20 protein-coding genes and 1 pseudogene are annotated in these 18,905 nt (G+C 65.6%); 7 read left to right on the top strand and 14 right to left on the bottom strand.

Annotated features, from left to right (window positions below):
• Nucleotides 1-73: 73 nt before the first annotated feature.
• The gene (locus EGM71_RS11690) at nucleotides 74-520 is read left to right on the top strand and encodes an REP-associated tyrosine transposase (protein WP_188485063.1); all 447 of its coding nucleotides are present in this window, start codon (nucleotides 74-76) and stop codon (nucleotides 518-520) included.
• A gap of 95 nt (nucleotides 521-615) precedes the next feature.
• Nucleotides 616-762 (top strand): annotated as a pseudogene (locus EGM71_RS20835) (REP-associated tyrosine transposase); the annotation flags it as partial.
• Between the two features lie 32 nt (nucleotides 763-794).
• Here EGM71_RS20835 and EGM71_RS11685 read toward each other — a convergent pair.
• The 6 genes from EGM71_RS11685 to EGM71_RS11660 form a co-directional block, all read right to left on the bottom strand.
• Complete coding sequence (locus EGM71_RS11685) at nucleotides 795-2,252, bottom strand: esterase-like activity of phytase family protein (RefSeq protein WP_188485062.1); 1,458 nt, start codon at nucleotides 2,250-2,252, stop codon at nucleotides 795-797.
• Between the two features lie 21 nt (nucleotides 2,253-2,273).
• A complete protein-coding gene (locus tag EGM71_RS11680) occupies nucleotides 2,274-4,592 on the bottom strand; it encodes a TonB-dependent receptor (RefSeq protein ID WP_188485061.1) in 2,319 nt (772 codons plus the stop codon).
• A gap of 313 nt (nucleotides 4,593-4,905) precedes the next feature.
• On the bottom strand, nucleotides 4,906-5,283 hold the full coding sequence (locus EGM71_RS11675) for a DUF2894 domain-containing protein (RefSeq protein WP_188485060.1): 378 nt from the start codon (nucleotides 5,281-5,283) through the stop codon (nucleotides 4,906-4,908).
• Nucleotides 5,273-5,911, bottom strand: coding sequence for an OmpA family protein (locus EGM71_RS11670; RefSeq protein ID WP_188485059.1), 639 nt, complete (start codon nucleotides 5,909-5,911; stop codon nucleotides 5,273-5,275). The genes EGM71_RS11675 and EGM71_RS11670 overlap by 11 nt, the downstream gene beginning before the upstream one ends.
• Nucleotides 5,908-8,172 (bottom strand): DUF802 domain-containing protein, encoded by a 2,265-nt coding sequence (locus tag EGM71_RS11665; protein ID WP_188485058.1) that lies wholly within the window; start codon nucleotides 8,170-8,172, stop codon nucleotides 5,908-5,910. Before EGM71_RS11665 ends, EGM71_RS11670 begins: the two co-directional genes overlap by 4 nt.
• 10 nt (nucleotides 8,173-8,182) lie before the next feature.
• Nucleotides 8,183-8,836, bottom strand: a complete 654-nt coding sequence (locus EGM71_RS11660) for a DUF3348 family protein (RefSeq protein ID WP_188485057.1) — start codon at nucleotides 8,834-8,836, stop codon at nucleotides 8,183-8,185.
• Nucleotides 8,837-8,980: 144 nt separating this feature from the next.
• On the opposite strand from EGM71_RS11660, the gene EGM71_RS11655 reads away from it, so the two are divergent.
• Complete coding sequence (locus EGM71_RS11655; RefSeq protein WP_188485056.1) at nucleotides 8,981-9,901, top strand: M14 family metallopeptidase; 921 nt, start codon at nucleotides 8,981-8,983, stop codon at nucleotides 9,899-9,901.
• Between the two features lie 50 nt (nucleotides 9,902-9,951).
• Here EGM71_RS11655 and EGM71_RS11650 read toward each other — a convergent pair whose 3' ends face one another.
• The 5 genes from EGM71_RS11650 to EGM71_RS11630 form a co-directional block, all read right to left on the bottom strand.
• On the bottom strand, nucleotides 9,952-10,344 hold the full coding sequence (locus EGM71_RS11650) for a diacylglycerol kinase (protein ID WP_171954415.1): 393 nt from the start codon (nucleotides 10,342-10,344) through the stop codon (nucleotides 9,952-9,954).
• 82 nt (nucleotides 10,345-10,426) lie between these two features.
• Nucleotides 10,427-11,107 (bottom strand): hypothetical protein, encoded by a 681-nt coding sequence (locus EGM71_RS11645; RefSeq protein ID WP_223224453.1) that lies wholly within the window; start codon nucleotides 11,105-11,107, stop codon nucleotides 10,427-10,429.
• Nucleotides 11,104-11,631 (bottom strand): nuclear transport factor 2 family protein, encoded by a 528-nt coding sequence (locus tag EGM71_RS11640; RefSeq protein WP_188485055.1) that lies wholly within the window; start codon nucleotides 11,629-11,631, stop codon nucleotides 11,104-11,106. Before EGM71_RS11640 ends, EGM71_RS11645 begins: the two co-directional genes overlap by 4 nt.
• 38 nt (nucleotides 11,632-11,669) lie before the next feature.
• On the bottom strand, nucleotides 11,670-12,095 hold the full coding sequence (locus tag EGM71_RS11635; RefSeq protein ID WP_188485054.1) for a hypothetical protein: 426 nt from the start codon (nucleotides 12,093-12,095) through the stop codon (nucleotides 11,670-11,672).
• Nucleotides 12,096-12,154: 59 nt separating this feature from the next.
• Nucleotides 12,155-12,763: a hypothetical protein gene (locus EGM71_RS11630; protein WP_188485053.1), complete on the bottom strand. Its 609-nt coding sequence runs from the start codon at nucleotides 12,761-12,763 to the stop codon at nucleotides 12,155-12,157.
• Between the two features lie 492 nt (nucleotides 12,764-13,255).
• Here EGM71_RS11630 and EGM71_RS11625 point away from each other — a divergent pair, with 492 nt between their 5' ends.
• On the top strand, nucleotides 13,256-13,573 hold the full coding sequence (locus tag EGM71_RS11625; protein WP_188485052.1) for a hypothetical protein: 318 nt from the start codon (nucleotides 13,256-13,258) through the stop codon (nucleotides 13,571-13,573).
• Nucleotides 13,574-13,592: 19 nt separating this feature from the next.
• Here EGM71_RS11625 and EGM71_RS11620 read toward each other — a convergent pair whose 3' ends face one another.
• Nucleotides 13,593-14,411, bottom strand: a complete 819-nt coding sequence (locus EGM71_RS11620) for an alpha/beta fold hydrolase (protein WP_188485051.1) — start codon at nucleotides 14,409-14,411, stop codon at nucleotides 13,593-13,595.
• A gap of 1,108 nt (nucleotides 14,412-15,519) precedes the next feature.
• On the opposite strand from EGM71_RS11620, the gene EGM71_RS11615 reads away from it, so the two are divergent.
• Both EGM71_RS11615 and EGM71_RS11610 read left to right on the top strand, forming a co-directional pair.
• Nucleotides 15,520-15,849 carry a hypothetical protein gene (locus tag EGM71_RS11615; RefSeq protein ID WP_188485050.1) on the top strand — a complete coding sequence of 110 codons (330 nt, stop codon included), beginning with the start codon at nucleotides 15,520-15,522 and terminating at the stop codon, nucleotides 15,847-15,849.
• 749 nt (nucleotides 15,850-16,598) lie between these two features.
• A complete protein-coding gene (locus EGM71_RS11610; RefSeq protein WP_223224452.1) occupies nucleotides 16,599-17,087 on the top strand; it encodes a hypothetical protein in 489 nt (162 codons plus the stop codon).
• 49 nt (nucleotides 17,088-17,136) lie between these two features.
• Here EGM71_RS11610 and EGM71_RS11605 read toward each other — a convergent pair whose 3' ends face one another.
• Nucleotides 17,137-17,511, bottom strand: coding sequence for a hypothetical protein (locus tag EGM71_RS11605; RefSeq protein WP_049401285.1), 375 nt, complete (start codon nucleotides 17,509-17,511; stop codon nucleotides 17,137-17,139).
• Nucleotides 17,512-18,081: 570 nt separating this feature from the next.
• On the opposite strand from EGM71_RS11605, the gene EGM71_RS11600 reads away from it, so the two are divergent.
• Nucleotides 18,082-18,411, top strand: coding sequence for a hypothetical protein (locus tag EGM71_RS11600; RefSeq protein ID WP_119006377.1), 330 nt, complete (start codon nucleotides 18,082-18,084; stop codon nucleotides 18,409-18,411).
• On the opposite strand, the gene EGM71_RS11595 is transcribed toward EGM71_RS11600, so the two are convergent.
• Nucleotides 18,405-18,809, bottom strand: a complete 405-nt coding sequence (locus EGM71_RS11595) for a ribonucleotide reductase subunit alpha (RefSeq protein ID WP_188485049.1) — start codon at nucleotides 18,807-18,809, stop codon at nucleotides 18,405-18,407. The two genes, EGM71_RS11600 and EGM71_RS11595, sit on opposite strands and share 7 nt — an antisense overlap.
• Between the last annotated feature and the right edge of the window lie 96 nt (nucleotides 18,810-18,905).

Below are 18,905 nucleotides of genomic sequence, written 5' to 3'. Positions count from 1 at the left end.
CTTCAGACATCTCCCAACACCCGTCGAGGCGAGGCCTGACGTTCAACACCCCATGATCGACCCACCATGGGGCATGAGCAGCCATCGCCTCCGCCTGGGCCGTCACTCGATCATCGGCCAGGTCTACGTTCTGACAACCACGACGCATCAGCGCTGCCGACTCTTTGAAAGCGAAGCTGCAGCAGCATGTGTAATCGACCAGTTCCATTACATCGAACAGCGCGGGCTCGTACAGTCACACGCATGGGTCGTCATGCCAGATCACGTCCACTGGATGTTCGAGCTGCGTGCAGCTCACCTTTCAGACATCGCACGCCGGATGAAGTCGTCGAGCGCGCTCGCCCTTAATCGCCTGGCGGGTCGTCGAAGTACGGTGTGGCAGCCTGGCTACTTCGATCACGCAGTGAGGGCCGAGGAGTCGCTGGCGCGACAAGCGCTGTACATCCTGGGGAATCCGGTACGCGCCGGTATTGCTGGGCAGATTGGCGAGTACCCGCATGCGTGGTCGGTCTGGGCGTGATGCCGGCCAGCGGCCGGCACTACCAAGCCTTCGAACATGGTGGTTGCCGGCCAGCGGCCGGCACTACCTGTTGCAGTCAGCCTAGGGCGTGCGGGGTGTGGCAGCCTGGCTACTTCGATCACGCAGTGAGGGCCGAGGAGTCGCTGGCGCGGCAAGCGCTGTACATCCTGGGAAATCCGGTACGCGCCGGTCTTGCTGGGCAGATTGGCGAGTACCCGCATGCGTGGTCGGTCTGGGCGTGATGCCGGCCAGCGGCCGGCAATACCCGTTGCAGTCAGGGCAGCGTCAGGCGGTACACCAGCACGCGGTTGTCGTTGTCGTACGGACTGTCGCAGGCCTGGCCCTGCATGCGGCAGTGGCGGGCGATGAAGTCGTTGTCGTTGCCGATCAGCAGCAGTACGTCGTTCGGATGCTGGGGGTCCAGCGCTGGCAGCACGTCCATGGCTTCCCACTTTTCCGAGAGCAGTCCGGCATGCGGGCCGCGCTTGGTGTCCAGATCAAGCCCGGCACGGGCCAGCTGCGGGCGGTCGAGCAGGTTCAGCAGTTCGTCGCTGCGTGCGGGCACGATGCCGTCCTTCAACACGGTGCCCGCCGGGTCGGCCAGCACCGAGGCCGTACCGGACTCATAGTTGCTTCCTGCCAGGTTGCTGGCATCGGCCAGATCCACCAGCAGCACCGACTTGTAGACGATCGGATCATCGCCGTCCTTGCCCAGCCCGTTGCCGTCGCGGGCCAGCAGCAGGAAGCGATGGTCGTCCAGCGCGCGCAGCTCGCTCTGCGCGGCGGTGCGGTCCAGCTTGCCCTTGCCGTCGTGCGCGTAGGCGGGCAGGGCCATCACGTAATGGCCGATCGGCTGCTGTGGCGTCGGCGAGGCCGTCACGTCGTAGACCAGTACGCGGGTGTTGATGCGGCCCGCCGCGTTGCCCTGCGCACTGTCCTGCAGCGTTGCACTCTGCAGGGCGACGAACAGGCGGGTGCCGTCGGGTGACAGGCCCATGCCTTCCACGCCCTGGTTGTTGCGTCGGCCGGTCTGCGGTGGCGCCAGCGAACCGAACGCCGGCGTGCCCTCACGCTGCGGACGGATCGCGGGCGGCGCCACGATCACACCCTGCAACTGGCCCTGCGCATCGAAGTAGTAGACGTTGGCGGTGTACTCGTCGCCGATATAGAAGTGGCCATCTGCGGTGAACTGCAGTGACTCAGCATCCAGCGAGACCTTGCCCGCACCGGCGCCGCAGGCGGGCGAGGGCAGCACCACCTGGCGCTGGGTGACCGTGTGGTCACCCGGGTCGGCACCGGTGAACGGCTGCCCGTTGAAATCCATCAGTACCACGCCCTTGTCGGGCACCATCGTCAGCGTGCCAAGCTCGGGCTTGCCCGGGGAAAGGTCGATGCGCAGCTGCATGCGCTCCACGCGGCCGGTGTAGTCGTAGAACAGGCCGGCCTCTGGATCGTTGCGGCCGCGGTCGGGCAGGGTCCACAGCACGCCTTCGTAGCCGTTGGCGGTGCGCTTCCAGGTGCCGGGGTGTACCGCCAGCGACGAGAACGAGCCCAGCGTGTCGCCCAGGAAGTCCACCGTGCCCGCCGGCAGCCGCCCGGCGGCGACCAGGCCTTTGTCCACATAGGTGCGACCGCCCAACTGCAGGGTGCGCGGCGGTGCGCCCGTCGCCTCATGCGGAGCGGAGTATCCGCTGGCAGAGAGGGTGGCCAGCAGCAGGGCGGTCGTGAGCATCAGTGGACTCCGGTCGGTCAATCAGAAGCGAAGGTCGATCGTACCGAACACCTGGCGCGGTGCCGAGGCATGGAACACGTACAGCTTGCCGGCCGGGTCGCTGGGCGCGAACACGCTCGAATCCAGGTTGCTGGCGTAGCGCTTGTTGGTCAGGTTGGTCACGTTGAACGACAGGCGCATGCCCTTGGCGAAGCCGATCTGGCCGAAGTCATAGCCACCGGCCAGATCGAACACGGTGAAGCCGCCGAAGCCCTGGTCGTTGGTGTAGGTGTAGAAACGTTCGCCGGTGTACTTGCCACGCAGGCTGGCGAACCAGCCGTTGTCGCGCCAGGTGATCTCCGTGGCCAGCAGCTGCTTGGGCGTATCGGTCTGGATCTTGCCCTTGATCTGCTGCTCGACACCGGCCTGCACGTAGTTGGAGGCGTAGGTCGAACGGTTCAGCGAGGCCGAGGTGTACCAGCTGAAGTGCTCGTTCGGGGTCCACAGTACGGTCAGCTCGGCACCGCGGCTGTCGACGCCGCCGACGTTGTAGAAGCGGTTGCCGCAGGTCGGGCCGACCGGCTGCCGCGAATCGCAGGGGTTGTACTGCAGCAGGCGGTTGTCGAAGCGCACGTTGTAGGCCGCGATCGACGCCTGCAGGGTATCGGTGACGAAGCGGTAGCCGGCTTCGAGCGAGCGCGATTCCTCCGGCTTCAGGTTGCCCTGCGCATTCCAGGTGGCTTGGCTGACCGCCTGCGGGCCCAGCTTGAAGCCGCCCTGGAACATGGCGATGTTCTCGGCGTAGCTGGCGAAGATCTCGTGGTGCTCGGCCAGGCGGAAGTTGGCGCCGACGCTGGGCAGGAAGTTCTTGCTGGCCTTCAACGAACCGGTGGCGAACTGGTTGTTCGAGGCCGGCGAGATCGGCGTCTTCGCGTCGCCCGGCAGTGCTTGTGCATCGGAGGTGGCATGCGGGCTCTTGGCACCAAACTCCAGGGTCAGGCGTTCATCGAGCAGGCGCCAGGTGTCCTTCAGGAAGAACTGATGGGTCTTCCAGCGCGTGCGCTGGGCGAACACGCCGACATCGGAGGGCAGGGTGTTCATGCCGCTCAGGTCACGCGGCCCATCCACGGCGGTCTGGTAGCGCTCGGCACTGCTGGTGTTGCGCTCGTACCAGACGCCGCCTTCGATGCGATGTGCGCCCAGTTCCCAGTCGAACGACAGCGTGCCGCCATCGCGGTCGATGGTGTAGATGGTGTTGCGAAAGATGATCGGGATCTCCTGCGCCGTGCCCTTGTTCGACCAGGCGCCGCTGTTCCAGTTGTGGCCTTCGCCGCGGTCATCGTGGTGGTAGGCCAGGGCGCGCAGGCTGAAGCCATCGGCCAGGAAGAAATCGCCAGCCAGGTAGTACAGGTTGTCGTCACGCAGGATCTGCCCGGCGGTGAAGGCACCATCGGCGTCCTTGTCCGGGCCGCTGTTGTCGCACTTCTTCGCATTGAGGCTGGCGGTATTGCAGTAGGCCTTGGCCACGGCCTTGTTCCAGTCCGGCGCGTAGCCGCCCCAGTCCCAGCCGAGGCCGCGCGACATCTCGTCCTTGGACAGGTAGAAGTAGTCAGCCTGCGTGGTCCGCGAGGTATCGATGAAGCCGGTGATCTGGCCGCGGCCGAAGTTCCACACGCCCTTGGCATTGAACTGCTTGGTGGTGGACGTGTTGTAGGCGGTCTGGTCGTTCCACAGATCGGAGACGGCATTCATGCCGGAGACGTAGCCGGAGAAACCGTTGTACTCGCCGCTGTCCACGCGCACGAAGGTACGGCGGTTGGCATCGCTGCCGAAGGTCTGCACCACGCGGCCGCCGAGTTCCTGGGCCGGGCGGTCGGAGGTATACGAGATGGTGCCGCCGAGGTTGCTGGTGGACGGCGTGCCGAGGCTGCCGATACCCACCGCCAGCTCGGCGCCGGCCATGTTCTCGCTGATCAGCGCACGGTTGATGGTCAGGCCGTTGTAGTTGTTGTACGCACCATCGCCCAGCGGCACACCGTCCAGCGTGTAGCCGAGGCGAGTGGAGTTGAAGCCGCGCAGGCTGAGCGTCATCGACTGCTCGTTGGTGCCCAGCGCATCGGCCGACTGGGCGTTGACGCCCGGCAGCAGGTTCAGGGTCTTCTGCAGGCTGGTACCCGGCGGCAGGATATCGAGGTTCTCGCGGGTGATGCGCTGCACCTGGCGCGCTTCGCCGCTGCCGATCACAGAGACCGCATCGAGGTTGGTGGCGGAGGGCGTGCTGGAGGTCGGGGCAGCATCCTGCGCCCAGGCCGCGGGAGCGAGCGCGATCGACAGCGCAGCGGCCAACAAAGTCTTCGTCATGTTACGGACACTCAGGCAGGCACGAGCCACCGCACGGGCGCGGAGCTCATGGAGTTCGAAAAGGGAGGCAATCGATGCGACCGCGGGCGCTGCAGGCGCCGTGGGTCAACGTGAAAATGGTGCGCTAGACAGATGACTGTCTGGTGACACCGCTACACGCGTGGCATGCCGACGCATGCATTGGTAGATGCCAACCTTGGTTGGCATGCGCGGCGTCGTTGGTGGAGCGCCAACCAAGGTTGGCATCTACCAGGCGCGCGGAACAGGATTGTCGTATCCAGGGGCGCCGAACGAGGTCGGCGTCAATGCGCGATCAACCCGCGTTGCGCGGCTTGCGCGTGCGCTTCGGTTTCGCGGCATCCCCGCCGCTGGCGGCGCCATCCTGCAGTGCCTGCAGCCAGGACAGGGTGTCCACGTAGTCGATGAAGTGGCGCAGGTAACCGGGGCTGGTCGCCTGCATCGTGTCCAGCATGCGCTGCACCAGCACCGCCGAGTTCAACGGGCCGCCGTCGGCCGGGGCTTCGGTGCGCAGCGAACGGCGCACCTGCAGCTCGCTGCGCAGCTCCGACCACTCGCGCTGTACCTGCTGCAGCATGGGCACCTGCGGGTAATGCGGCAGCGAGCGCGACCCCGCATCGAGGTCGCGCACCAGTGCGCGCAGGCCTTCCAGTGCGGGCGGCTTACTTGGCATCCGGGGCCTTGGGCTTGGCAATCGGCGCGATCTCCACGCGACGATTGCGCGCGCGGCCGTCTTCGCTGGCATTGGAGCTGACCGGCTGCTCGCTGCCGAACGCGGCGGCGAACACCGCGTCGGCCGGTATGCCATCGGCGATCAGGGTGCGGGTCACGGTCAGCGATCGCTGTGCGGACAGCTCCCAGTTGTCGGCAAAGCGACGGTTGCCTTCGCGCACCGGCGCGTCATCGGTGAAGCCGCTGACCATCAGGATCTCTTCGCGGCTGCCCAGGTAGGCGGCCAGCGGCGCGGCCAGGCTGCGCAGCAGCTCCTGGCCTTCCGGCTGCAGCTGATCGGAGTTCAGCGCGAACAGCACACTGCCGCTGATGCCGATGCGGCCATCCACCAGCGTCACGCGACCGGCGGCCAGCGGGCCGGCCAGTGCCTGCTCCAGGGTCTGCAGGCGCTTGGCTTCGGCCTGGCGCTGCTTCACTTCCTGGTCCAGCCGCTGCGACAGCTCCAGCTGCACGGCGACAACACCGACGAGTATCAGCACGAACGCACCCAGCAGCACCGACATCAGGTCGCCAAAGGCGGCCCAGATCGGGGCGTGTGAGCCGCCGTCGACCTCCAGCTCGTCGCTCATGCGCTACCGGCCTTGCCGCGGCGCGTGGCCAACTGCTGCAGTTCTTCCATCACCTGCTTCTGCGACAGCAGGCTGAGGTCGACCACCTCGCGCGCCTGCGCCACGTAATAGGCCAGCTGCTCATCGCTGCGGGCCAGCGAGGCATCCAGAGCACCGCCAATCTGTTCCAGGCGGCCGGACAGCTCGGTGGAGGCGCTGCCGAACTGCGCGACCGCCTCGCCGAAGGTGCCGGCCAGCTGGCCGACTTCACCGGCGCTGCCGTTGAGCGCTGCCGCAATGCCATCCAGCTTGCCGGTCTCGGCGGCGATATGGTCGGTGAAGCGGTTGCCGACGCGTTCCAGCAGCTCGGCCGAACCGCCGACCAGCGCGTCCACGGCGGTGCGCTGCTCGTGCGAGGCATGGTTGATCGCATCGAGCAGGGTCTGCACGGTGGCCAGCAGGCGTCCGCGTTCTTCCAGCATCGCGTTGTCACGCACCAGGCTTTCAGAGAGCGTGCTGCGCAGCTCGTTGATGACGTCGGCAGCAGCTTTCGGTGCCGCCGCCGCGGTCTGCAGCAGGGTGGACACTTCGGCCAGCGTGGCGCTGGCCTGCGCGCGACCGTTCTCGCCGATCTGCTGTGCGGTCTCGGCCAGCGTGTCGCAGACCTGCCGCTGCTGCGCGGCCAGGCGTTCGCCGTTGGCCTGCAGGCGCTCGGCCAGGTCGGTGGAAACGTGTTGCAAGGCATCGCTCCAGCGCTGCAGGCGCTGTTCATCGCCGGCCTGCAGCTGCGCCTGCAGCGTGGCGTGGGCCTGCTGCAGTTCGGCGCTGACCGCGTCCCAGCGCGCCTGGCGCTGCTGCTCGCGGCTGTCCAGGCTGGCCTGCAGTTCGGCGTGCGCGGTGGCGGCGGCGGCCTGCGCGGCCTGCCACTGCTGCGAGCGTTGTTGTTCGTGGTCCTGCAGCAGCGACTGGCTGGCGCTGTGGCGCTGCTCCAGTGCCTGCAGCAAGGCCTGCGCGTGCTCGTCCAGCTGCTGGCCGGCTGCGAGCAGCGCCTGCTGCTGGCGCTCGACCAGCGCGCTGTTCAGGGCCTGCTGCTGTTCGGCGGCGGCACGCAAGGCCTCCGCATTGCCCTGTGCATCGGCCTGCAGGCGCTCGCCGATACGTGTGACCAGCGCTTCGGCATGCGTGGCCTGGCCATCGCTGAAGGCCTGCAGGTGCTGACGCAGATCACTCACCAGCGCCTGTTGTGCCTGGGTCTGCTCGATCACCACCTTGGCCCAGCTGGCTTCGGTGGCGACGCGGCTGCGCTCGAAACCGTCGCTCAGGCCAGACAACTGCTGCTGCACCGCCTGCTCGACACGAGCATGCAGCGCCTCACCATGGTGGGCCAAGCCGGCCAGCGTGGTCTCGGCCATCGGCTGCAGCGCGCCACCGATGGCGGCGGCGCTGGCTTCAGCCCCTTCGCGCAGCGACTGCTGCAGCGAGACGGCCAGGCGTTCCTGCAGGGCCTGGCTCTGGGTCAGGAACTCGGCCTGGCCGGTCAGCAGGCGCTCATTGGCGGCCGCACTGTGCTGTTCGAAGGTGCTGGTCATCGCCTGCAGGCGGTCGACCAGCGCCGGCAGCGCGGCGGACTGTGCCTGCAGCAGGCGCAGCGATTCGGCGCGCTGCCAGGCCTGCGAGTACGGGTGCAGGTCGCCGGCAATGGCGCGGTCCAGCTGCTGCACGGCCTGCAGGCGGTCGCGACGCAGCAGCGCTGCCAGCAGGCCGAGCATGGCCGAGCTGGCCACGCCGGCGATCGAGGTGCCGAATGCCACCGCCAGGCCCTGTACCGGTGAGGCCAGCGAGCCGCGGATGGCGGCCATGTCGGTCGCGCTCTGCAGGGCCAGGCCGGTGCCGCGCAGCGTGTCCATCATGCCCAGCAGGGTGCCGAGCATGCCCAGCAGCACCAGCAGGCCAACCAGGTACGGGGTCAGCACCGGTGCGGGCAGGGCAGTGCGCTCGCCTTCCACGCGCAGGCGCACGGCGTTGCGCAGGCCCACCGGCACGCGTTCCAGCCAGGGGGCAAGGCTCTCTTTCGCGCTGGACAGATCGTTCAGTGCGGTGCGCAGGCCGTTGCTGGCCTGGCGGTAGCGGTACAGCTCCACGCCACCGGCGATGTAGCAGGCCGCGATGATCGCCGCGACCGCTGCACCCAGCGGATGCACCGAAACGTAGCCAATGCCGATCCAGCACACGGCCAGCAGGCCGACAAGGAAAACAACGACATGGAAAGCAGTTCTGGACATGGTGTTCCGGTCAGTGGGAGCGCAGGGCGTCTTGCAGCCCTTCGATCGGGTGGAAGCGCAGCTGCAGCTCGGCGAGCAGCAGCGTGCGCATGTCATGGCGGAAGGCCGCGCGCCAGCCGGGCTGGCCGTGCACGCGTTCAAAACGGGCGCCGAGCACTGCCGGCGCGGTGGCCAGCAGGCTGTGCTCGCGCGGGGTGAGGGTCTGCTCCATCACCGCATCGACCTCGGCCAGCCGCGCCAGCTCCGGCGAAACCTGCACCAGTTGGTCGCGCAGGCGGCCGCGCAGGCGCCCGGTGGCGGTCTGGATGGCCTGCTGCAGCACCCGATAGCGCTGGCGCAGTGAGGCAAAGTTGGGTGCAGCGGCGGCTTCGGCCAGGTCCAGCAGGCGCTCGGCCTCGGCATCCTCGCGGATCGAGGCCAGCAGGCTGGCGTGCGCCTGGGCGCAGTCGGCCAGCACATCCTGGACCGCTTCAGTGGCTTCACCGGGCTCGGGCAGGCGTCCGCCGAGCGCCCCGGACAGGGCCACGGCACGGCTCCAGTCCACCCACTGGCCGAGGCGATCGGTCAGGGCGGGACTGGTGGCCGGCATCGCGCCGTCGCTGAGACGGGCGAGCAGGCGGAGGAACTCCGGTCCACCCAGGACCGGCTGCGCTGCGTTCGCCATCAAGGGGTGAGGGGCCAAAAACCGTTGATTTTACAACCAGATGACCCGGCCTGGATGAAGGCGGGGCCGGGGGAGGGCACCCGCAGGCGCGACAGGGCTTAGAATGTCCGGCTGCACCCATCCGTTCGACCCTTGGAGTACCCAATGACTGTTGCGCAGTTCTACCCGATCGGCACCCCCGGACAGCCCTGGGGCGACGCGGAACGCGCACAGTGGCGGGCCCGCCAGCAGCGCCAGCGCAGCTACCACGACGACGTGGTGGCCGCGCTCGAGCGCCTGGACGACAGCTTCGATGTGATCCAGTACGGCCAGCTGGACTACGCGCCGGACCACTACCCGCTGTTCGCGGTGGTCAACCACAACTGGAACCCGGCGCTGCCGACCGCTCTGGTCACCGGCGGCGTGCATGGCTATGAGACCAGCGGCGTGCATGGCGCCCTGCAGTTCCTGGAACAGCAGGCCGAGCGTTACCTGGGCCGGTTGAACCTGATCGTGGCGCCGTGCGTCAGCCCGTGGGGCTACGAGCGCATCCAGCGCTGGAACCCGGATGCCATCGACCCGAACCGCAGCTTCCGTGACGGCGGCCAGATCGAGGAAGCTGCCGCGCTGATGCGCTGGGTGGCCGAGCGCAAGCCGAACCTGCTGGTGCACCTGGACCTGCACGAGACCACCGACAGCGACCTGCAGGAGTTCGATCCGGCCCGCTGCGCGCGCGACGGCAAACCGTTCGAGCGCGACACCATTCCGGATGGCTTCTACGTGATCGGCAACAGCGAAGATCCGCAGGCCGAATTCCAGAAGGCACTGATCACCGCCGTGGCCCCGGTCACCCATATCGCCCCGGCCGACGCCGAGGGCAATCTGGTCGGCCTGCCGCTGCAGTCGCCGGGCGTGGTCTGGGGCGAATCGCGCTCGATCGGCGCCTGCGCCGGCTTCACCGACGCGCGCTTTGCCACCACCACCGAGGTCTACCCGGACAGCCCGCGCACCAACCCGCAGGAATGCAACGACGCCCAGGTTGCGGCGGTGTGCGCGGGCCTGGATTTCGCCCTGGCCACGCAGTAACGCATCAACACGAGGTAGCGCCGGGCCCTGCCCGGCGGGTCGGGCGTGAGCTAGCCCAGCAGGATCACGCCCCACACCGTGCCGACCATCAGCAGCGCGGTGGTCTGTGCGGCGCTGCCCATGTCCTTGGCGTTCTTGGACAGTGGGTGGTGGTCAAGCGAGATGCGGTCGACCACCGCTTCGATGGCCGAGTTGAGCAGTTCCACCAGCAGGCTGATGAAGCAGACCGCCAGCACCACGGCGCGTTCGACCCTGCTGATGTCCAGCAGGAACGCGGTGGCGATCAGCAGTGCATGCAGCAGCAACAGCTGCCGGAAGGCGGCTTCGCCACGGAAGGTGGCGATGAAGCCATCGCGCGAATGGATCAGCGTATGGAAGATACGGCGAAGCCCGGTCTTGCCGTGCGGGTACTTGCCGCTGTCCCTGGGGTGAGGTGGCTGCATGCCGGCCCTGCCATGAATTGACCTCACAACAGGATGTGCAGGTGGGCGTCGGGAAAGCGTCGGACGCCCGTTGGATTTTCCTTCAGCCGCCCTGGCGCTGTGCCTGGATGGCCTGGTCGAGGGCGTCCAGCTCATCGGTCGACGAGGCCAGCCATGCCGGGTACGCCTCTGTCTCGACGAAGTCGGAGGATCGCAGCACGTCATCGAACGCCGGATTGTCCTTCTCCGCATGACGCAGCAGGCCGGACATCAGCCCACAGATGCGGACGGCCGCCTGGAAGGCGCCCTGCAACGAACCGGCCGGCTCGGTGACCGTATTGAGGAAGGCCGCATAGGCCGGGCCATCGAAGACAAAGTCGTCGCGCTGCTGGAAGGCTTCGCCGCTGAGGTTGGCTTCGCCGGAGACGTGCCGCGAAAACCCCCAGGACCAGATGTCGAGGAAACGCAGGTCATCCAGCATCCGGCGCGCATCGTCATCCAGTGGAACGGCACCGGACAGGGCGTGTTCCAGCGTGACTGCCGCGAAGGGCTCGGTGCCCTCGTGGGCCAGGAAATCGCTCAGGCAGCGCAGCGCACCGGGATGATGCGGGTCCAATTGCAACGCCCGGTAGATCACGCGGGCGCCGTCCACATGGCGGCCCTGGGCGATGAAGATGTTGAGCGCGTGGTGGGCGAGCTGGTCGGCGTTGAGGTCGGCAATCCGGGTCATCGGGGTCTGGCTGGCATGGACGGACGGTGGGTACCAGTCTGACAGATCACTCATTCGGCCGGGCTGCGTGAATCGCGGATCGAATAGATCACCGAGAAGATCTTCCAGCCCTGTTCGGTGCGGATCAGCTGCCACATTTCCTTGCCCCAGTTGGTCTTCACTCCATCGTCGTGGAAGCTGTAGTCAAACGATACCGAGGCCACATCGCCATCCGTCTCGATCTTCGTGTTGGAGAATGTCTCCTCCTTCGGTTTCGGCGAGGCCACCGCCCCGTCGATCAGTGCGATGAAGTTGTTGGCGGGAATCCGCCGCGCCTTGATCGCATCGGGCTTGGCCTTGCGGATGTCCTGCAGGCGCACATCCTCGGAGACGTACTGCCAGCCAATGTCTTCCGCCTTGTCCGAGAAGAACAGGCCCATGTAAGTCGGCTTGTCCTTGTTGATCAGCGAGGTGCGGAACGATTCGACCACCTGTTCGATGGCCTTGACGTCGGCGGGGGCGTTCTGCGTGGCGTAGGCCGGCAGGCAGGCGCAAAGGCAGAGGGCAACGGTGGCGAAACGTGCATGCGTGATGGACATCGATGAATCCTGGTGGGAAGAATGGCTGCGCAAGCGCATCAGCGCGCGTATGTCCGCCAGAAAAGTACGCGGTCTTCGTTTCTGCTCACCGCCACGAAAACCGATTTTCCGGATTCGGGCGCGCAGTGAAAGACGCGGTACGACGCGCTGAGCGTCGCGTTGCCAGGCCACCAGTATCGATCGAACGCAACAGGATCGCTGTTGTTGAATGTGGTTGCCTGGCAATCCGCAGGCAGCTGCAGTGGTATCGCAGGGGGCTTGGTGAAGGCCAGCGCGCTGGTGTTTGAGTCCAGGTCGTGCACCTCGCGCAGGTCGGTCGCCTCGTGGGGCACCCAGCCGGGAATCCATCCCTTGTTCACCATGTCGGCGTCGATGGCCTGCTGCTGGGTGTCGAACGAACTGTCCATCACCAGGCCGCAGGCGCTGAGCGCCGTGCAGACGGTCAATGGAAGGATGGATCGCATCCTGGTCCAGATGGTGGGTGGAAACATCGTCCTTGCGGCCCCGTGGAATGCCGTCCGACCTATCGGGTCAGCGCGTCGAACAGGCGATTGCGGTCCGCATCGCTCATCGACCAGCTCTGCCCGAGCGGGGCCATGCGAACGGATTCGGTCCGGCCACAGGCCCGGTACTGCCAGGTTTCCGAGCCATCGGGCTGGGCTGCCACGTCGATGCCCTCCAGGCGCGCGCACTGCAGCCGGGCCAGCACCATCGGCGCGAAGTGCAGCATGTAGTGCTGCACCCGGTCGGCCGGCATTGCTGTGCCGGCAGGCAGCGGGTGGGCCGGGCCGTACTCGGCGAGCAGGCCAACGCAGGTCGCTGCGGCGGACAGGGGATTGCGACCGAAGGCGCGGGAGGCATCCCGCTCCACACTCTTTCCCAGAGTCTTGCCTTCCTTGCTGCTGGCATAGGCCTCGGCGGCCTGCAGTTGTGCGGCGTCGAGTGTCGACAGCCAGTGCTGACGGCCCTCCTGCAACTGCAGTTTCAGGCCGGGTAGAGTCTTCTGGCAGCGCACTGCGATCGCCTGCGTCTGCACGAAATCCTGCCCACGATCGCCCGGCATTGCGGTCGCTGTTGCGGCCGCTGGGGCAACAGCGAGGGCCATGCAGGCGATCACCAGATTCCGTTCCATTCCATTGCGCATCCTGCACCCCATGGAGAGTTTGACGGCGCACGCTAGCACGGATGCCGGGCGCTGCAACAGGCCCGCTTGTCGAGGTTTGACGTTGAAGAAGGTCTGCGCGGATGATGCGCGGGCGCGCGGCGCAGGAGGGGATCTGTCAATGAGGGCACTGATGTGGGGGCTTGCCGGCCTATTCGTGGCGTACGTTGCCGGTTGCTCGGCGATCTCAGCGTGGCATTCCCATGCGCTTGCTTCGGTCCCGGTCAGGGCGAACAGGGCCGAGGTACTCCGGGCGCTGGGGCCGCCTGACGTGGTGGAGCACGCCGGTGTTCTCTTTACCCGATATGCCAGCAGCGGATGCAGTGGCCGCTGTGTGCAGCGATGGTGGTATGAGAACCGGCTGGGCCTGGATACTGAAGCCTGGTCGGCGGAGCTGGATGCTTCCGATCGCGTGCTCGCAACGTCGCGCTGGACATCACCGTAGAAGACCACGACGAGCGCATGCGTATCCATCGACCTTTCATCTTCATCGCAAGCCTGGCCCTGATGGCGTTGTGCGGGCTGATGGGTGTACTGGTGCTCATCTATGGCTTCAACGAGCAGGGCCTGCGCTGCGGCAGGCTGTGCTCACTGGAGATATCGATCCGCCTGCTCTTTGGTGATCGGGGATTCGAAATACTGGTGGCGATGGGGCTCGTTGCTGCGGCGCTGATGTTCGGGCATATCGCACTGCGGGAGGGCATGCATGCCGGGCGGCCGCGGAGGCAGGTGCGACGTCGGGGGCGCAGGCGCCGCCGGCCAGAGCGGTCGCGGTCATGAAGTGCGTTGTCGCAGGGCGCTAGGGCTGGTCCACAACAGCTCTGATGGCGGCCACCACCGCAGCAGGATCCTCGCGCTGGAGGGTGTGCCCGGTCGCCAGGTAGCGATGCGTGCCGCGCGTGAAGCCCGAGAAGAGCAGGGAGTGCTGCATCTTCCAGAGTGCCTTGCCCGCTGCGGTTTCTTCGAAGAACAGAGGTTCGGCAGCCAGCTGGGTTGCAGTCAGCAGCGCAACCGGCACATCCGGCATCGTGCGCGGGGTCTCCGCACCGGGTGCATCCAGCTGTTCGGTCAACACGGCGTAGTCGGCGGCCATGGTCGGCGGCAGCATTGCCCGCAGCTGGGCATCGTCTGCCTGCACGCGTGCACTGTCGGCCTGCTTGAACGCATGGCGCTGCCCCATCGTGGCCGGGTCCACCAGCACCAGGCCCTGCAGGCGCTCCGGATGGCGGCGTGCAAACTCCGTGGCCAGCAGGCCGCCACAGGAATGACCCACCAGCACAACGCGGCGACCGGGTGCGAGCGTATCGATCACGGCCGTGAGGTCGGCCAGATGCCCATCGATGCGCTTGGGGTGACCGTCGCTACCGGATTTGCCGAGTCCTGCACGGGCGTAGGTGATGCTGTGATAGTCGCGCCCCAGACCCGCAACCACCTCCTTCCAGGCGCCCGCGCCCTGCCCGAAACCGGATTCAAAGACCACGGTGATCGGGCCGACCCCGGTCTCTTCGGCCTGCAGTGCGTAGGCGCCGCGATCCACCTGGATTTCCCCTGCGTGGGCGGTGCCTGCAGCGACCATCATCGCGGCCAGCACCCGCAACGTCACTCGGCTGCTCTTCATTGCCATTCCCTTGGGCCGTGACGCGTGCCAGCCCTTCCGATGGGTCAGGTCTGCAGCGGAGCGCCGTAGCCTGCCGACCTCGCGACAGGTCGTGCTGGTAATGTAGTGATGTATAACACCGACTCCCTGTGCAGGAAGTCATGGGGACAGGGCGTAGTCCGCTGAATGGCTCTGGATGCTTGAATCTGTGACCGGTTCCGCGTCTCCACACTTGAATGTGCAAGCGTCCTTAACGATAAAAGCGGAATGTGGCACTGCCGCATTCCGGACCAGGGACGATCCGATGCGTGACGCGGGGCCGCTGACTCCGAAGCGGATCAGCTGGCAGATCGCTTCGGGCGATCATCTGGATAAATGATCCGTACCGGGAGTTGCTCGCAGATGCGCAGGAGCTATCGTCCCGGTGGAAACCTCCGCTACTGATGACTTGGACGCCTCAAATGCACGCTCCCAGGCTGCTCCCGATCGTGATGCTGTCAATCGCACTTTCTGGTTGCATGGAAGTTTCCAGCACCGAGTATGCAGACCGCAACCAAGCCGTCTCAAGACAAGCAATCGGTGAGTCGAAGTGGTTGCCTTCATGGTTGCCTGAGGACGCAGTCAACATACGCGAGACGCACGACATGGACACAAATGAATCGTGGTTGGTCTTCCGCCCGACCGGCGGGGTTCTCGCTTTGCCCGAAGACTGCAGGCTGGTAAGCAGGCCGGAGATGTCTGATGCGCGGGTCATGCGGAGATTTCCTCAGTTTGCCCGCAGCGCATGGTCGCGAGCGTCAAGCTACGGCGGGCAGTTCTATCTGTGCCCGGAGGGTGATGCTGGTCTCTGGGTCATGCGTGATGAAGCACTGGGCCTTGTTTACAGCGGAATAGCGCTATAAGTGGCTGCGCGGTCTCGCCTGGCAAGCGAAATGCGTGAGTGGCACCTGGCGATCTCCCTTCCCGGTGCCTGATTCGGCATTTTCCGGCCGAGCGTCCTGTGAGGTCGGGCATGCGTCACATCGACCTTGCCACTGGTCCATGTTCACGAATGGGAAGGCGCTCGGGATTCTGGGACATAGGCTCCATGCTCTATTGTGGCTGCAGCGCAGGTGGTGGATAGAGGCGAATGGATATGAAAGAAAGCCTGAGAGAAAGAAGCGTGCTGTCGCCAACTGGCTTCTATGACCAATATTATGCGGAGAGTGGCCTGGATCAGGAAACCGTAGTGGAGCTGCTGGAGCATGTTGCAGACGAGCTTCGTTTGCCCTCCGGGAAGCTCCGTCCTGGAGATCGATTTTCGAAGGAACTGTCGCCTGGTGAAGCTCATGGCTGGGACTCGGGCTATGGAGTTTTAATATTCGAGCTTCAATCGCTCGCAAAAAAACGTGGTATTGGAGTCGATCGGCGGGTGGATTCGCTCGACGACTACATTCGTATCATGGCGGGTATCTATTGATGAGATTGATGCGTCCCTGAATGGCTATCGGCGTGAGACGTCGCAGTGCGTACTGAGGATTCGGGGATGCCAAAGGTGAAGTGTGCCGCAGCTGTCATTGCCGGTCTGGTTCTGGCCGGCTGTGCAACATCGGGTGGCGATATGATCGTGCGCGTCTCGGGAAGCGTGCCGCCAGGTCAGGGTGACGTTCGCGCTCTCGATTGTGAGCTGAGCATGCTTGGGGAGCGCGAAGGTGTCGTTTCGTCGAAACCGGTTGGAAGCACATTCTCGGTCCCCATGATGGTCGTTGCAGGGCCGGAGCCCAGAAGCTACCAATTCGCTGTCGAATGCAGGGACGGTCGAAGGTTTGCATCCAAGGAAGTTCAGATCAGTAGTCGGCGGTCATATGCCAGGGATCTCAACCTCGGGGAGCTTCAGGAGTGATGAGAGATAAGTGCCCCAGGTGCGCCGCCGGCCAGAGAGTGATTCACCCCTGACGTTGAGCTTGTCGGGAACGGCGGACGAAACCACATTTCGCAATGGGTGGACTCAAAGAGCATGACAATCGCGAATTCAACGCGTCCCAGCCATCAGTTCCATCCAGGCACGGTATCGTGGAAGGTGGCGCCTGGGCCGCTGGGAATCGGGTCGCAGATCACAATCGTGGGCGAAGGAGCCGGGCCCAATCCGATACTCAACGATGCGCTTGGGTTCCTGATTTTTGGTCCGGCGGCGACATTGGCCGCAACGCTTTGCATCATTGGGCCACGATGATGGTAAAGCTCCTGACAGTAGTACTTCTGATTGGAGTGGGATTTGGATTATCCGATGGCGCATGCGCCATCGGAAAACGGCCCTTCAAGATGATCCAGTTCTGCGTGTACGACCAAGAGGGCCTGGATCTTTTCAAGCAGACCCTCAGCGCTATCGCCAAGGACGAAAGAATGCAGTTCTTTGATGGCAGTGCTGAATTGGATCGGCAGCTTGCCAAGTCAAAGGTCGACGTGAAGCGTCCTGTCGTCTACGTCGGAGTCAAGCGGGAAGATGGCTCCGGACTGGAGGCGGGGAATCTCGGATTGGATCGCTTCGAAATAGCCGTCGGCTTCTCTGAAGGGAGGACGCCTGCCGAGGCCCAGTCATTTTCTGTCCGTGTCGAACGCACCTTGGCCGAGCGCTGGAATGTGCTCGCGATTCCACCGGACAGGGGCGCTACGCCGCTGGCATGTCGGGCGGGAGGACCACAATCGGTCGCGCGATGAAAGAGCCTATGTCGGATGATGGAGGGAGCAGCCTGATCGTCCGCCGCCATTAGGGATCAATCTGCAACCGCCCCACCGCCTGCGCGCACAACGACTGGCAGGCCATGACCAACCCCTCCATCACCCGGTCGCCCACGTACTGCCCGGGTTCGCCGTTCTGGCGGGTGCGTTCCGCCGCCAGCAGCATCTCCAGTACCACCCGCAATCCACTCAACGCGCAATCGGCATCGGCCAGGGCCAGGCAGCGGCCGGGCAGTTGATGCCGCTCCGGCCAGGGTTGGCCATCGGCCGCCGCACCGGAGCCGATACGGTTGAGATTGGCAATGAAGGTGTTCCTGTCCACTGCGGGCGCAGCCTGTGGCGAACCGTCGTCGTGGGCGGTGCTGCGGTAGGCGTGCAGATGGGGGAAGTCCGATTCGTTCATGGCAGAGCTCCGTGCAGGGGCAATCGGTAGCCGCCACCCATAAAAGTGGCGGGCGGTACGTGGTTCGAACACCGGGTTGATGTCAGTCCGGCGGGCCCGGAAGCCCCCACTCACCGCCCGCCATAGCCGGCAGACGGATTGCCAGCCAGCGCCACGCTAAGGTGACGCCGGCTGGCAAGCGCATACATCAACATCAACTCGGGTGTTCGAAGCCCGGCCACCCTTTTCCGGTGGCACGCCATCTGAGCCCCTGGCGCTGTGCAATGCCAATCAGAAGAGTTGCAAAGATCGCTCGATTGGAGACGCTTTCGGCATTCTCCCACGCTGTTAAGCACTGCCAGCGCGGGCTGGCGTGGTGATCCGCCCGCACCGTGCAATCTGCGACAGGTGTCGAGGTTGGGGGAGGGAAGGGCGCGGGTGGGGAGGGGCGATGGCGACAGGCTCCGCAGGGGCCTGAGTCGAGCATCGCTCGACGCTACAGACGCCAAAGCGTGACGTGCGACTCGGGTTGACGTTCCCAGCCACCAAGCGCAGGCTGGTCCGGCACGTTTCCTAACCAGAAGGAGACTTATGACCGCCACCGCTTCCCTGCATCCGACGCCCGATACCCCGGGGCGTTCACGGCTCTGGAGTGTGTTCTGGCTGCAGGGCGTCATTCCCAGCAACATTCTGTGGGCGGTCGCCCTCTGGGCCCTGGTCAACCAGCGCACCACGCTGCTGCTGGGGGTCTTTGCCGTGCTGCTGCTCTATACCGGCTGGATCATCCCGGCGGTCTGGCGGGCGGCGCCCACCGCGCGCACCCCCAACCTGGGCGTGGCCGCGCGCGGGCTGACCGTCGCCTGGGGGCTGAACACCGTGCTGGTGATCTTCTTCCTGACCCTGCAGCTGGTGGCTCAATAGAACTGAACAGGCTCGCCGCCCCGGTCGAAGGCGGCGAAGCGGCCGATCTGACCGTCGTGGATGGCGTTGACCATCAGCTGCAGCGGGCGGGCGGCTTCGTCGCTGTTGGGGGCGAAACCGGCGCGGCCGTCCAGCGCGGCCACGAAGACCAGGTCCCAGTCGATGCCGGTGGTGGTCGACTCGGCCGCCAGCGCCTGGAAGCTGGGCACCTCGGCCGGCAGCTTGTCCACGCACAGCACCGGCGACAGGGTGCCGCCCTCGCGGCGGTCATGCCGGTCGCGCTGGTCGCTGGTGGGCGATTCGGGCAGCTCGGCGCGCACGAATACGAACAGCAGGCGTTGCGGTTCAGCCTGCTGGCCTGCGGCGTGCAGCAGCTGCTGGAAATCGTTCATCATCATGAGGGTTGTCACACGCCCGCTGCACGGAAAGCCGCATGCTGCCACAACGCCTGCCACGCGGGGCCGAACGCGATTGATTTAAGTCATGCCCATGGA

Origin of the sequence: Stenotrophomonas maltophilia, from assembly GCF_006970445.1 — a bacterium.
GTDB classification, from domain to species: Bacteria; Pseudomonadota; Gammaproteobacteria; order Xanthomonadales; family Xanthomonadaceae; genus Stenotrophomonas; species Stenotrophomonas maltophilia_AU.
Note: the sequence above shows the minus strand (reverse complement) of the source record. Positions and strands in the feature narration are given on the sequence as shown.

Excerpts from the sequence above, each read along its gene's own strand:
- EGM71_RS11615 (WP_188485050.1), top strand. The coding sequence starts at position 15,520 with ATGGATATGAAAGAAAGCCTGAGAGAAAGAAGCGTGCTGTCGCCAACT.
- EGM71_RS11665 (WP_188485058.1), bottom strand. The coding sequence starts at position 8,172 with ATGTCCAGAACTGCTTTCCATGTCGTTGTTTTCCTTGTCGGCCTGCTG.
- EGM71_RS11680 (WP_188485061.1), bottom strand. The coding sequence starts at position 4,592 with ATGACGAAGACTTTGTTGGCCGCTGCGCTGTCGATCGCGCTCGCTCCC.
- EGM71_RS11625 (WP_188485052.1), top strand. The coding sequence starts at position 13,256 with ATGCGTATCCATCGACCTTTCATCTTCATCGCAAGCCTGGCCCTGATG.
- EGM71_RS11620 (WP_188485051.1), bottom strand. The coding sequence starts at position 14,411 with ATGAAGAGCAGCCGAGTGACGTTGCGGGTGCTGGCCGCGATGATGGTC.
- EGM71_RS11630 (WP_188485053.1), bottom strand. The coding sequence starts at position 12,763 with ATGGAACGGAATCTGGTGATCGCCTGCATGGCCCTCGCTGTTGCCCCA.
- EGM71_RS11655 (WP_188485056.1), top strand. The coding sequence starts at position 8,981 with ATGACTGTTGCGCAGTTCTACCCGATCGGCACCCCCGGACAGCCCTGG.
- EGM71_RS11650 (WP_171954415.1), bottom strand. The coding sequence starts at position 10,344 with ATGCAGCCACCTCACCCCAGGGACAGCGGCAAGTACCCGCACGGCAAG.
- EGM71_RS11670 (WP_188485059.1), bottom strand. The coding sequence starts at position 5,911 with ATGAGCGACGAGCTGGAGGTCGACGGCGGCTCACACGCCCCGATCTGG.
- EGM71_RS11690 (WP_188485063.1), top strand. The coding sequence starts at position 74 with ATGAGCAGCCATCGCCTCCGCCTGGGCCGTCACTCGATCATCGGCCAG.
- EGM71_RS11600 (WP_119006377.1), top strand. The coding sequence starts at position 18,082 with ATGACCGCCACCGCTTCCCTGCATCCGACGCCCGATACCCCGGGGCGT.
- EGM71_RS11635 (WP_188485054.1), bottom strand. The coding sequence starts at position 12,095 with ATGCGATCCATCCTTCCATTGACCGTCTGCACGGCGCTCAGCGCCTGC.
- EGM71_RS11645 (WP_223224453.1), bottom strand. The coding sequence starts at position 11,107 with ATGAGTGATCTGTCAGACTGGTACCCACCGTCCGTCCATGCCAGCCAG.
- EGM71_RS11660 (WP_188485057.1), bottom strand. The coding sequence starts at position 8,836 with ATGGCGAACGCAGCGCAGCCGGTCCTGGGTGGACCGGAGTTCCTCCGC.
- EGM71_RS11675 (WP_188485060.1), bottom strand. The coding sequence starts at position 5,283 with ATGCCAAGTAAGCCGCCCGCACTGGAAGGCCTGCGCGCACTGGTGCGC.
- EGM71_RS11610 (WP_223224452.1), top strand. The coding sequence starts at position 16,599 with ATGATGGTAAAGCTCCTGACAGTAGTACTTCTGATTGGAGTGGGATTT.
- EGM71_RS11685 (WP_188485062.1), bottom strand. The coding sequence starts at position 2,252 with ATGCTCACGACCGCCCTGCTGCTGGCCACCCTCTCTGCCAGCGGATAC.
- EGM71_RS11640 (WP_188485055.1), bottom strand. The coding sequence starts at position 11,631 with ATGTCCATCACGCATGCACGTTTCGCCACCGTTGCCCTCTGCCTTTGC.
- EGM71_RS11595 (WP_188485049.1), bottom strand. The coding sequence starts at position 18,809 with ATGATGATGAACGATTTCCAGCAGCTGCTGCACGCCGCAGGCCAGCAG.
- EGM71_RS11605 (WP_049401285.1), bottom strand. The coding sequence starts at position 17,511 with ATGAACGAATCGGACTTCCCCCATCTGCACGCCTACCGCAGCACCGCC.